Annotated in this window: 11 protein-coding genes; 3 read left to right on the forward strand and 8 right to left on the reverse strand. The window is 64.6% G+C overall.

Translation table 11 applies throughout. The annotated features are described in order from the left end of the window. Positions 1 to 22: 22 nt before the first annotated feature. The 3 genes from shc to hpnD form a co-directional block, all read right to left on the reverse strand. Positions 23 to 1,987, reverse strand: coding sequence for a squalene--hopene cyclase (gene shc, locus NA29_RS16925; protein ID WP_052253286.1), 1,965 nt, complete (start codon positions 1,985 to 1,987; stop codon positions 23 to 25). A 194-nt stretch (positions 1,988 to 2,181) separates the two neighbouring features. Continuing rightward, a complete protein-coding gene (gene hpnE, locus NA29_RS16930) occupies positions 2,182 to 3,435 on the reverse strand; it encodes a hydroxysqualene dehydroxylase HpnE (RefSeq protein WP_039399760.1) in 1,254 nt (417 codons plus the stop codon). Continuing rightward, positions 3,435 to 4,283, reverse strand: coding sequence for a presqualene diphosphate synthase HpnD (hpnD, locus tag NA29_RS16935; protein WP_084103853.1), 849 nt, complete (start codon positions 4,281 to 4,283; stop codon positions 3,435 to 3,437). Before hpnD ends, hpnE begins: the two co-directional genes overlap by 1 nt. A 229-nt stretch (positions 4,284 to 4,512) precedes the next feature. On the opposite strand from hpnD, the gene hpnC reads away from it, so the two are divergent. From hpnC to NA29_RS16950, 3 genes are all read left to right on the forward strand, one after another. Continuing rightward, on the forward strand, positions 4,513 to 5,367 hold the full coding sequence (hpnC, locus tag NA29_RS16940) for a squalene synthase HpnC (RefSeq protein ID WP_039399762.1): 855 nt from the start codon (positions 4,513 to 4,515) through the stop codon (positions 5,365 to 5,367). A gap of 177 nt (positions 5,368 to 5,544) precedes the next feature. Further along, positions 5,545 to 6,495, forward strand: a complete 951-nt coding sequence (locus tag NA29_RS16945; protein WP_224786907.1) for a DMT family transporter — start codon at positions 5,545 to 5,547, stop codon at positions 6,493 to 6,495. A gap of 114 nt (positions 6,496 to 6,609) precedes the next feature. After that, positions 6,610 to 7,779, forward strand: coding sequence for an NAD(P)H-dependent flavin oxidoreductase (locus tag NA29_RS16950; protein ID WP_039403853.1), 1,170 nt, complete (start codon positions 6,610 to 6,612; stop codon positions 7,777 to 7,779). 2 nt (positions 7,780 to 7,781) lie between these two features. Here the strand turns inward: NA29_RS16950 and NA29_RS16955 are convergent, their stop codons facing one another. From NA29_RS16955 to cyoB, 5 genes are all read right to left on the reverse strand, one after another. Next, on the reverse strand, positions 7,782 to 8,507 hold the full coding sequence (locus NA29_RS16955; RefSeq protein WP_039399764.1) for a hypothetical protein: 726 nt from the start codon (positions 8,505 to 8,507) through the stop codon (positions 7,782 to 7,784). Positions 8,508 to 8,668: 161 nt separating this feature from the next. Beyond that, positions 8,669 to 9,586, reverse strand: coding sequence for a LysR family transcriptional regulator (locus NA29_RS16960; RefSeq protein WP_072633314.1), 918 nt, complete (start codon positions 9,584 to 9,586; stop codon positions 8,669 to 8,671). Between the two features lie 2 nt (positions 9,587 to 9,588). Further along, the gene (gene cyoD, locus NA29_RS16965) at positions 9,589 to 9,960 is read right to left on the reverse strand and encodes a cytochrome o ubiquinol oxidase subunit IV (RefSeq protein ID WP_039399766.1); all 372 of its coding nucleotides are present in this window, start codon (positions 9,958 to 9,960) and stop codon (positions 9,589 to 9,591) included. Then, positions 9,957 to 10,592, reverse strand: a complete 636-nt coding sequence (gene cyoC / locus NA29_RS16970) for a cytochrome o ubiquinol oxidase subunit III (RefSeq protein WP_039399768.1) — start codon at positions 10,590 to 10,592, stop codon at positions 9,957 to 9,959. The genes cyoD and cyoC overlap by 4 nt, the downstream gene beginning before the upstream one ends. Further along, positions 10,592 to 12,598, reverse strand: coding sequence for a cytochrome o ubiquinol oxidase subunit I (gene cyoB, locus NA29_RS16975; protein ID WP_039399770.1), 2,007 nt, complete (start codon positions 12,596 to 12,598; stop codon positions 10,592 to 10,594). The genes cyoC and cyoB overlap by 1 nt, the downstream gene beginning before the upstream one ends. Positions 12,599 to 12,601 lie beyond the last annotated feature (3 nt).

The following is a 12,601-nucleotide window of genomic DNA, read 5'->3' on the forward strand; positions in this document are numbered from 1 at the left end:
GCGGTGCGTCGATGTGACGTGCTTACATCCCGCAAGGCACCGGGCAATCGTTGCGCACCGTCAGATTACGGAAGCGTGCGAGCGCCCACAGCGGGAAGAACTTGCGATAGCCGTGGTAGCGGAGATAGAACACGCGCGGGAAACCGGTCGCCGTGTAGAGTTCTTCGTCCCACAGCCCTTCGTCGTTCTGCGTGTTCAGCAGATAGTCGACGCCGCGCTTGACCGCCGGGTGATCAGCCTTGCCCGCCGCCATCAGACCGAGCAGGGCCCAGGCCGTTTGCGACGACGTACTCGGCGCGGCTTCATAGCCCTTGTATTCGAGCTTGTAGCTGTCGCCGTCCTCGCCCCAGCCGCCGTCGGCGTTCTGGATCGAGAGAAGCCACTGCGCAGCACGGGCCATCGCCGGGTGCTCCGGCAGAATACCTGCCGCAGCCAGACCACACATCGCCGACCACGTGCCGTAGACGAAATTCATGCCCCAGCGGCCGTACCAGCTACCGTCGGCTTCCTGATCGTCCAGGATGTACTTCAGCGCAAGATCGGCCGACGCGCGGCGCTCGGGCGACTGCGGCAGTTGCGCGAGCATCGACAGACAGCGTGCCGAGACGTCCACCGTCGGCGGATCGAGCAGCGCGCCGTGATCCGAGAACGGAATGTTGTTCAGGTACAGATGCGTGTTTTCCGGCTCGAATGCGCCCCAGCCGCCGTTGCTGCTCTGCATGCCGATGACCCACTCGGTGCCGCGATCGATCGCATGACGCATCGGACGCGCGCTCGCATCGACCTTGTCGTTCTCGAAAGTGCCAGCGAGCTTCTCGTAGCGATCCATGGCCATCGCGACCACCGCCGTGTCGTCCACATCCGGATAATGCGGATTCGCGAACTGGAACGCCCAGCCGCCCGGACGCACGTTCGGACGACGCGAGATCCAGTCGCCGCGCACGTCGAGAATCTGCAACGGGATGAGCCATTCCAGCCCCTTGCCCGCCAGTTCGATAGCGCGCTTGTCGCCGGTTTCCAGCAACGCATGGGCCGACAGCGCGGTGTCCCACACCGGCGACAGACACGGCTGCACGTACGTCTCGTGATCGGCTGGCGTCACCAGCTTCTCGACCGACTTGCGGGCAATCGCGCGACTCGGATGATCTTCGGGATAGCCGAGCACGTCGTACATCATGACGGCGTTGGCCATCGCCGGATAAATCGCACCGAGGCCGTCCTCGCCGTTCAGACGCTCTTCCACGAACTCGACCGCACGCTTGACCGACTTCTCGCGCAGCTTCTTCGGGAAGAACGGATCGAGCGCACGCAGCACGTGATCGACACCCGAGAAGAACGTGAACCAGAAACGGCTCTGATGCGGTGCGCGCTTGGGCGGACCGACATCCTTCGGGCTGCCGATGAACAGTTCGTCGATGGTCACGCCCTTCGGGTTGCGCGCAAGCGGACGCTTGGCCTGCAACACGAGCAACGGCACGATCACCGTACGCGCCCAGTACGAGACCTTCGACAAATGGAAAGGGAACCACTGCGGCAGCAGCATGATTTCGACGGGCATCATCGGCACCGCCTTCCATTCGAGCACGCCGTAGAGCGCCAGCAAAATGCGCGTGAAGACGTTCGAATTCTGTGCGCCGCCACGCGAAATGATGGCTTCGCGCGCGCGCACCATATGCGGTGCATCGATCGGCTCGCCGATCATCTTGAGCGCGAAATACGCCTTCACGCTCGCGCTCATGTCGAATTTGCCGTTGTGGAACAGCGGCCAGCCGCCGTGCTCTCCCTGAATGCGACGCAGATACGCGGCAACCTTCGCTTCGAGGTCGGCGTCGACCTTCTCGCCCAGATGGTGACGCAGCAGCACATACTCCGCCGGAATCGTCGCATCGGCTTCCAGTTCGAACAGCCAGTGACCGTCTTCCTGTTGCAGATCGAGCAGCGCCGTGATCGAGCGGTCGATACCGGTTTCCAGCGTCTGCGTCGCCATCGCCGTACTCACCTTTTGAGCGAGTTCGGTGTGCAGTTTAAGGTCCACGGCCGTGGCAGCGGCCGTGCGTCGCGCTTCCTTTTCGGAAGCATCGCGTATCGTATCCATGACGTTCTTGCCTATTCAAAGGCGATAGAGCGGCGCGCGTTAAGCGCCGGTTAAACATTGACAGTCGCGGTGACGATTGCAATCGGTCAGGCGCGGTGCAGCAGATCTGCCGCCAGATTCCCGCTGCGCAGCGCACCCTCGATGGTCGCGGGCAGGCCGGTAGCCGTCCAGTCGCCAGCCAGCAGCAGATTGCGCCAGCGCGTCTTCGCACCGGGGCGACGCTTGTCCTGCGCGGGCGTCGCCGCAAACGTGGCGCGCTTCTCGCGCACCAGTTGCCACACCGGTATCGGTGTGGACGAAATCTTGCAAGCCTTGGCGACCTCTTCCCAGATGCGAAGCGCGAGCGATTCGCGCGACTCGTCGAGCAGATGGTCGGCCCCGCTGATCGTGACCGAGAGACGGCCATCGAACGCGAAAATCCAGTCGCTCACACCGTTCACCACACCGATCATCGGCGGGCAGCCCGGTGGCGGTGGCACCTGGTAATGCGCATTGACGATGGCCCGGTACTCGTCCGGCGTCGTCAACGACGGCACCAGCGACGCCGCCACGTTCGGCGGTACCGCGAGCACCACGGCATCGTCGGCGGCCAGCGGCTCAGGCCCGTCGCCGAAATCGATCGCTTCGACGCGGCTGCCGTCGGCGGCAAAGTGCAATTCGCGTACACGGTGCTGCATCATCACCTGCGCGCCCTTGGCTTCCAGATACGCCAGCGCTGGTGTCACGAACGAGACGTCCAACCCGTCCGTAGCGATCAGCGGATGGCAGGACTTGCCGCCCGGCACCAGCGTCTCGCGCAGCACCGCCCCGGCCATCTGTGCCGAGCCCTCCGCCGGATCGGCGTTGAGCACCGCGAGGAACAGCGGATGAATCAGCCGCTTGTAAAGCATCGGCGGGCAATTCATGGCGTCGGTCATGGTGGCGTCCGGCCCCGCGCGCAGCAGCGGCGCGAGCGACAGATAGTCCGACCACTTCGTGCCGGGCACGCGCGCGTGCTTGTCGAAGATCCACCACGGCAGGCGCCCTTCGGAGAGCCGCACCGTCCAGCGTTCGTCGCTTTCGAGATCGACGAACGCGAACTCGGCGCGATCCGGACCGGTCAGCGTGTGTTCGGAACCGATGGTGCGCGTGAACTCGCGCATCGTCGTGTTGCCCGAGAGCACCAGATGGTTGCCGTTGTCGATCACAGCGTTCAGTTGCTTGTCGAAGTACGAACGGCAACGTCCACCGGCCTGCGGTGCGGCTTCGTGCAGCACCACGGCAACGCCGCGCGTGGCGAGTCTGACGGCGGCGGCCAGCCCCGCCAGGCCAGCGCCAATGACGTGAACGGTACCCGGCATCAGAAAACCATCTGCCGCACGAGCATCAGAATGAGACGCCAGCGCGGCACACGCACGCGCTCGCGGGGCACGGCGAAGCCGCGCGCAATGAGTTTGTCGAGAATCGCGCCGTACGCTTTCGCCATGACGGCCGGTGCCACCACGACACGTCGCGGATGGCGCGCCATGATCGTGCGGGCGCGGGCGTAATGCTCACGCGCCTGTGCGACGAGCGGCGCACAGGCCTTATCGAGACGGGCCGCGACGACCATGTCGGGCGTCGCACCGACGATACCGGCGTCCGCCAGCGTTTCGCGCGGCAGATAGACGCGGCCAATGCCTGCATCTTCGTCGATATCGCGCAGAATATTCGTCAACTGGAGCGCACGGCCGAGGTGATACGACAGATCGATGCCGTCCTGCTCGGGCATGCCGAACACCTTGACCGACAGACGGCCGACAGCGCTCGCCACACGGTCGCAATACAGGTCGAGCGTGGGCAGATCGGGGGCGACGATGGGACCGCAGGCGTCCATTTCCATGCCGTCGATGACCGCGAGGAAGTCTTCGTGCTTCAGACCGAATTGCTTGACGACGCGCGCGAGGTTGTTCAGCGAAGGCGTCGGACGGCCGTCGTAAAGATCGGCCAGATCGCGCCGCCACACGGCCAGACGCGCCATCCGGTTCGCCGACGTGTCGTCGCCGTCGTCGGCGATATCGTCCACGGCACGGCAAAAGGCGTAGATCTCGAACATGCCTTCACGTTGCGCGGGCGGCAAAATGCGCATGGCAGCGTAAAAACTGCTGCCCGACGCCACGCGTGCACTGCTTTGCTCTGGCGAAATTTCGATCGGTTCGGCGACGCTCACGAGGCTCCTCGTCGTACAGGGGAACAGGGTGACACTGCTATAAGACCCAGAGAAATCTGGCAAAGGGTGAAGTATACCGGGGATTGGCACGACTTTCCCGACAGGATGAGGGGCGATGACATAGAATCTCGGGGCATTGCGCGCCGCCCCGGGGTTTTGTCCTTCGAAACCAACCGTCGATGCGGCATGGCCCTCATTCGCTTCCCATTCGCCTCACACGCATCACCCGATGACTTCCGACGCCAAGATCGAGCATTACGAGAACTTCCCGGTTGCCAGTGTCCTGCTGCCGCGCGAAATGCGCGCGCCGGTGGGCGTGATCTACAACTTCGCCCGCACGGCCGACGACATCGCCGACGAAGGGGACGCCACCGACGCACAGCGCCACGCCGGTCTGGCCGCCTATCAGGCCGAACTCGACAAGATTGCCGCCGGACAGCCGACGTCGCCCGACATGCCGCTGTTCGCTGCCCTGGCCCGCGTGATCGCCGAGCACCGCCTGTCGGTACAACCGTTCTCCGATCTGCTCTCAGCCTTCGATCAGGACATCGAGACCAAGCGCTACGCCACCTTTGCCGACCTGCGCGACTACACGCGCCGCTCTGCCGATCCCGTCGGTCGCATCATGCTCGGCCTGTTCAAGCTCGACACCCCGGAGAACATCGCCTGCTCCGACGACATCTGTTCGGCGCTGCAACTGATCAACTTCTGGCAGGACGTGGAGGTCGACTGGCGCAAGGCACGCGTGTATCTGCCGCAGGACGACATGGCCCGCTTTGGCGTCACCGACGCCGACATCGGCGCGCACCAGTACGACGACAAGTTCCGCGCGCTGATGCGCTACGAAGTCGACTTCGCCCGCAAGATGATGCTGCGTGGCGCACCGCTGGCGAACCGCGTGCCGGGTCGCTTCGGGCTGGAACTGTGCTGCGTGGTGCATGGGGGTCTGCGCATTCTCGACATGATCGAAGCCGTCGATTACGACGTCTTCCGTCACCGCCCTCAACTGGGCAAGAGCGACGGCATCCGTGTCTTCCTGCGCGGCCTTGGCATGAAGCTGAGCGGCAGGCCGCCTAAGGCCTGAACGCGCAGGCACCTCAGCGACGTGGCACCATCGAATACCTCGGTGCTGGCGCTTCTCTACCCTCCACGCCTACCTTAACGTGATGGGATAGCGCGGTCTGCCTGCCGGGCGCGTCGAAGGTCGCATTCAGATCCCCGGCCGCAGAACGCCCGTCCATCCCTCACGGAGTCCGGGCACGTGAACCTGCCGGCCAGTCTTCAACGTCTCGCCTCGAACCGTTCGCCGGTGCGCTCGCACGCCGGGGTGCTGTTCGCCATCGTCATCGTGACCTGGGGCGTGAACTGGCCGGTCAGCAAGGCACTTCTCGCCCACGTCTCGCCGTGGTGGAGCACCGCGCTTCGCTCGGCCATCGGCATGGCGACGCTGTTCGTCATCTGCGCGCTGAGCCGTCGTCTCGTACTTCCGCGCCAGGGCGATTTGCCGGTGATCCTGAGCGTCGGTCTGCTGCACATGACAGCATTCTCACTGCTCGTCGCGCTGAGCCTGCAATACGTCAGCGCCGGACGCTCCGCCGTACTCGCCTACACCACGCCACTCTGGGTGATGCCCGCCGCGCGCCTGTGGCTGGGCGAGGCACTCACCCCGCGACGCCTGCTCGGGCTGGCGTGCGGCCTGCTCGGTCTGCTGGTGATGTTCAACCCCATCGCCTTCGACTGGCACGACCACAACGCCGTTTTCGGCAATGCCCTCGTGCTGCTGTCCGCGTTCGTGTGGGCAATCGCCATCGTGCATATGCGTGCGCACCGATGGGTCAATGGCCCGTTCGAACTGAGCCCGTGGCAGTTGCTGCTGGCAAGCGTCATGCTGTGCTCGCTGGCGTTCGTCGTCGACGGTGCACCGCGCGTGACCGGCTGGGCCGGATTCTCGGCCTTGCTGACGTACGGCGGCGTGGTCGGCGGGGGCATTGCATACTGGCTGGCGGGCACGGTCACGCGTCAGTTGCCTGCTGGCGTCACATCGCTCGGCTTGCTTGGCGTGCCCGTGGTCGGCACGCTGGCGTCGGCGCTGATCCTTCGCGAGTCGCTCGGGCTGGACGTCTGGATCGCGCTCGCGCTGATCGTCGGCGGCATCGCGCTGGGCACGGTGCCGCGTACTGCGACGCCATGCCGCACCGAAGACCCTGCCTGAGCGCACCCGCGCTTGACCCATCGCAAGAACCGTTCGCGAAGCGAATGCCAGACTGCCGGAACTGCTGCGCCGCATGCCTTCGTGCGCCAGCACTTTTCGACGAACGGATCTGACATGAACGAGCAATGGCTGACGCTGGCCGGCCGCCGGCTGGTGCCGGTGGTGCAAGGCGGCATGGGTATCGGCATCTCCGCGCACCGGTTGGCGGGCACCGTGGCGAAGCACAACGGCATGGGGACGATTGCGAGCATCGACCTGCGCCACCATCACCCCGATCTGCTCGCTCAGGTGGACGGCACACGTGACAAGACCGCCATCGAAGCCGTCAACCTGATCGCCCTCGACCGCGAAATCCGCGCAGCCAAGGCGATTGCCGATGGCAATGGTCTTGTGGCGGTCAACGTCATGAAGGCGGTGAGCGCGCATGCATCGCTCGTGCGTCAGGCATGCGAGAGCGGCGCGGACGCCATCGTCATGGGTGCCGGTCTCCCGCTCGATCTGCCCGAACTCACCGCCGCGCATCCGCACGTCGCGCTGATCCCGATTCTGTCGGACTCGCGTGGCGTCAGTCTTGTGCTGCGCAAGTGGATGAAGAAGGGCCGTCTGCCGGACGCCATCGTCATCGAGCACCCGGCGCACGCGGGCGGCCACCTCGGCGCGTCGCGCATCGAGGATCTGGGCGACGCACGCTTCTCGTTCGACCGCGTGTTGACGGAATGCCGCGAGATCTACGCATCGCTAGGCATCGAATGGACGCAGGTGCCGCTGATCGTGGCGGGCGGCATCCATCGTCACGAACAGGTACGGCACTGGCTCGCGCAAGGCGCAGCGGGCGTGCAGCTTGGGACGGCCTTCGCCGTGACCCAGGAATCCGACGCACATCCCGACTTCAAGCAAGTGCTGGCGAGTGCGCGCCCGGAAGACATCGCCGAGTTCACCAGCGTCGCAGGATTACCCGCGCGGGCGGTACTGACGCCGTGGTTGAAAAAGTATCTCTCACGCGAGACGGCCCTGCAAGCAAAGGCGAAAGCGCGTCAGTGTCTGGAGGGATTCGATTGCTTGCAGGCGTGCGGCTTACGCGATGGCGTTGCGCGCATCGGTCAGTTCTGTATCGACCTGAAGCTCGCGCAGGCCGTGCGTGGCGACGTGGCGCGCGGTCTCTTCTTCCGTGGCCGCGACCCGCTGCCGTTCGGCGAACGTATTCGTCCCGTGGCGGACCTGATGCGCTACTTGCTCACGGGCGAGCGTCCCACAGACGCGGACGCCGCACCGGCCGCCGGATAGGCCTACTCAGCAGGGGCCGACGGCTTCGAGACCGGCGCGGACACCGGGGGCTGTGTCGCAGACGAAGTGGGCGGCGCAGTGGGTGGCGAGGTGAGCGGCGCAGACAACACCCCGGACGCGGGCACGCCCGCTGCTTCCCGCACGGCACCGATGCGCCCGGTCGGCTCGGCGGGCACCGGAACCCGCTCCGTCGTGCGTTCGGCCATGCGCTTGTCGAAAAACGCCGCGAGTGCCGGGTCGTTCACCTTGAGATCGAACTGACGCTCATCCACCGCATTGAAATAGCCGTCGCATATCTCCGCTTTGGCGGATTGCGTCGGCTGATCGTCGATGGTGTTCGAGTACACGACGAACTGGCGTTCGACGAGCTTCGGAAACTGGTTGGTGAGGAGATCGTCGAAGCGCTGACGTGCTTCGGGGTCGGTGTAGACGGCGCGCAGTTCGTCGCGCACGCGCTGACCTTCGGCGAGATAGTCGCGATGCCGCGCCTGCCATGCACGCAACACCGTATTCCCGTGCGCCTTGGTCGCCTCGCTATACAGCCCGCACTTCTGCACAAGCCGGTCGAGCACCTCACCGACGCCCTCGGGCGACGCAATCGCCGCGCCCATCAACTCTGCGTCGTTCTTGTATCGGGGCGGTTGCGCGAGCGCCGCCGTCGTCCAGACAAGCGCCGTGCCCGCGAAGGTGCAGGCGAACAGGCGTCGCAATGCTTTGCCAGATAGCATGATTGCCGGATCAAAGGGATGGCGGGCTCGGAAGGCCCCGCTCTTGGAGATATCGCATCGGCCACGACGTCGATGGCTGCATCTTAGCCGAAGTTTGTGAGTGCGGGACCAGACCTGCATCTAGCCGCCATCACGTCGCCATCACGCCCCCATCAAGCCGATCAAGCCACCGGACAGGCGTCCGGCCCGAGCTTGGCGACCATGTAGCGCACGAAGTCGTCGAGCTTGGACGACACGTAGCGCCCCGCCAGATGCACGAGATGCATCGGCTCGCTCAATTGCGCCTGCGCTTCGAGCACGCGCACCAGACGCCCCGCCTCCACCTCAGGTGCGAGCAGATACTCAGGCAGCAGCGCGATGCCCATGCCATACACCGCCGCCTGAAGCTGCGCGAGCGGATTGTGCGCGATGAGACGCGCATCGCCCGACGCCCCCGTCGACGCAAACTCCCAGCGCCCGAGCACCTCGTCGTAACGAAAACCAAGGCAATCGTGCCCGGCCAGATCGGCGGGCTGACGGGGCACACCGCGTCGCGCGAGATAGCCGGGCGATGCGCACGCCACGCGCGTCACGCCGCGCAACGTGTGCGCGACCAGTCCCGGTTCGGGATTGCCGCCCGCCTGAAACGCGGCGTGAATGCCCTCTTCCTCCAGATCGACGGCCCGGTCCTTGAGCGCGAGGTCGAGCGCCACGTCCGGATGCGTCTGCAAGTACTCCGCGAAGATCGGCATGAGCAGATGCGAGCCGACCGTAGTGGGTGCGCTCACACGAATCTGGCCGACAGGCCGCGAGATCGCCGACGCGAGCAGCGCCCCCGCAGGACTCCCGTCGCCCAACGCGTCAGCCGTCTCGACCCGCGCGAGCACTTCGGCACACTCGGTGTAGTAGCGCTCGCCGAGTTCGGTGGGCACCTGACGCCGTCCGCTACGGCGCAGCAACGGCTGGCCGAGCCGGGTTTCGAGCGCCTGCACGTGGCGCGTGGCCGTGACGGCCGACATGCCACAAGCGGACGCACCGGCAGACAGACTACCGGCGCGCACCACCTGCACAAACACCTCCATGCATTTGAGGCGGTCCATGGTCAGTCGCGCAGCTTCGCCCGGTCGATCGACATGTGCGTCGGCATCATGTTCTCGTTGGCGTTATGCATCACCCACAACGAACCCGCAACGATGATCGCAATCAGCCCGGCCGTACACAGGAAGATGGCCGAGTTCTGACGCTGGCTGCGCTTCGCACCGATGTGCAGGAAGTACACCAATTGCACCACCAACTGCGCCACACACAGCACGACGATGGTCGCCAACCCCCAGCCGCTCGGCACGAGCTTGAGCATGACGGCGCCGAACGACGCGAACGTCAGCACCAGCGACAGGAAGAACCCGACGATGTAATCGCGCAGATGGCTCTGCGAGGCGTAAGCGCCGTGGTCGTGAACTTGCGCGCGCGTCATACGAACTCCCGCAGATAGACGAAGGTGAAGACACAGATCCAGACGAGATCCAGAAAGTGCCAGAACAGGCTCAGGCATTGCAGACGGCGACGCACGACCGGATCGAAGCCGAAGCGTCCGATCTGATGGATCATCACAACGAGCCACAGCAGGCCGCACGTCACGTGCAGGCCGTGCGTGCCCACCAGCGTGAAGAATGCCGAGAGGAACGCGCTGCGCCCCGGGCCTGCGCCTTCGTGCAGCAACGCCGAGAACTCATAGATCTCCATCGAGACGAACGCCGCACCGAGGGCGAACGTGATCCAGAGCCAGCGCTGGACGACGCCCTCGTTGCCCGGACGCATCGACAGCGATGCCAGCCCGAACGTGAAGCTCGAGAGCAGCAGCAGCATCGTCTCGCCGAGCACGAACGGCAGCTCGAACAGTTCGCGACCGGTCGGCCCACCGGCCGTGTTCGCGGCGAGCACGCCGAACGTCGCGAACAACACGCAGAAGATGAGACAGTCGCTCATCAGGTAGATCCAGAAGCCGAGCGTCGTCGTAGCGCCTGCGTCGTGGTGCCCGTGAGCAAGGGCGTCAGCCCCGGCGGCGGCGCCGTGACCGTGTGAGGTATGAAGGGATGCCGAGGACATCAGGCGGCCTTTTGCAGAGATTGATGCGCGCGATGCGCGGCACGCAGGTCGGCAAAGCGGGCGTTTTCGATACGCTCCACTTCAGCCGCCGGCACGTAGTAATCGACGTCGCGGTCGTAGGTGCGCCACAGGAACGTGGCAATCGTCGCGATCAGGCTCGCACCGGCCAGCCACCAGATGTGCCAGATCAGCGCAAAGCACATCACGAAGCTGAACGCCGAGACGATGAACCCGGTGCCGGTATTACGCGGCATGTGGATCTCTTCGTAGTGCGTGGGTTGCACATAGGCCAGACCACGTTCCTTGTCGTCCCAATGCTGCTCCAGCGAGTCGATGTGCGGCACGTGCGCGAAGTTGTAGAACGGCGCGGGCGAAGACGTCGCCCATTCCAGGCTGCGCGCGTCCCACGGATCGCCCGTCAGATCGCGGTTGGCGTTGCGCTCGCGAATGCTCACGACGAGTTGCACGCCGAAGGACAGAATGCCCAGACCGATCAATGCGGCACCGACCGCCGCCACGATGAGGTACGGCTGCCAGTCCGCCTGCACGTAGTGGTTCATGCGGCGCGTCATGCCCTTGAAACCGAGCACGTACAGCGGCATGAACGCGAGGTAGAAGCCGATCAGCCAGCAGGCGAACGAGAACTTGCCCCAACGTTCGTTGAGCGTGAAGCCGAAGACCTTCGGGAACCAGAACGTAATGCCCGCGAGGCAGCCGAACACCACGCCACCGATGATCACATTGTGGAAGTGCGCCACGAGGAACAACGAGTTGTGCAGCACGAAGTCCGCACCCGGCACGGCCAGGAGCACGCCGGTCATGCCGCCGATGGCGAACGTCACCATGAAGCCGATGGTCCAGAGCGTGGCCGAGTGGTAGCGGATACGACCCTGATACATCGTGAACAGCCAGTTGAACAGCTTCACGCCGGTCGGGATCGAGATGATCGTCGTCATGATGCCGAAGAACGCATTGACGTTCGCGCCCGACCCCATCGTGAAGAAGTGGTGCAGCCAGACGAAGAACGACAGAATGCCGATCGACGACGTGGCGTAGACCATCGACTTGTAGCCGAACAGCGGTTTGCGCGAGAACGTGGCGATGATTTCCGAGAACGCACCGAACGCGGGCAGGATCAGGATGTACACCTCCGGGTGGCCCCAGATCCAGATCAGGTTCACGTACATCATGGCGTTGCCGCCGAGTTCGTTCGTGAAGAAGTGCATGCCGAGGTAACGGTCGGCGGTGAGTAGCGCGAGCGTGGCGGTCAGCACCGGGAACACGGCGACGATCAGGATGTTGGTGATCAGCGCGGTCCACGTGAACACCGGCATCTTCATCAGGTTCATGCCCGGCGCACGCATGCGCAGAATCGTGACGATGAAGTTGATGCCGGTCAGCGTGGTGCCCAGCCCCGATATCTGTAGCGACCAGATGTAGTAATCCACCCCGACCGTCGGGCTATATCCCAGCTCCGAGAGTGGCGGATACGCGACCCAGCCCGTCGCGGCGAAATCGCCGACGAACATCGACATCATGACGAGTACCGCGCCCATGGCCGAGAGCCAGAACGACAGCGAGTTCACGAACGGGAACGCGACGTCGCGTGCACCGATCTGCAACGGCACGATCACGTTCATCAGGCCCAGCACCAGCGGCGTGGCCACGAAGAAGATCATGATGACGCCGTGCGCCGTGAAGATCTGATCGTAGTGATGTGGCGGCAGATAGCCCGCCTCACCACCGGCAGCGATGGCTTGCTGCGCGCGCATCATGATCGCGTCGGCAAAGCCGCGCAGCATCATGACGAGCGCGAGGATGATGTACATCACACCAATGCGCTTGTGGTCGACGGAGGTAATCCACTCCGTCCACAGATAGCCCCACTTCCTGAAGTACGTAATAGCGCCGAGCAGCGCCGCGCCGCCCAGCAGCACGACAACGAGCGTGCCCATGATGATGGGCTCGTGCAGCGGGATGGCGTCGAGATCGAGTTTTCCGAACATGAC

Origin of the sequence: Pandoraea sputorum (genome assembly GCF_000814845.2) — a bacterium.
Taxonomy (GTDB): Bacteria; Pseudomonadota; Gammaproteobacteria; order Burkholderiales; family Burkholderiaceae; genus Pandoraea; species Pandoraea sputorum.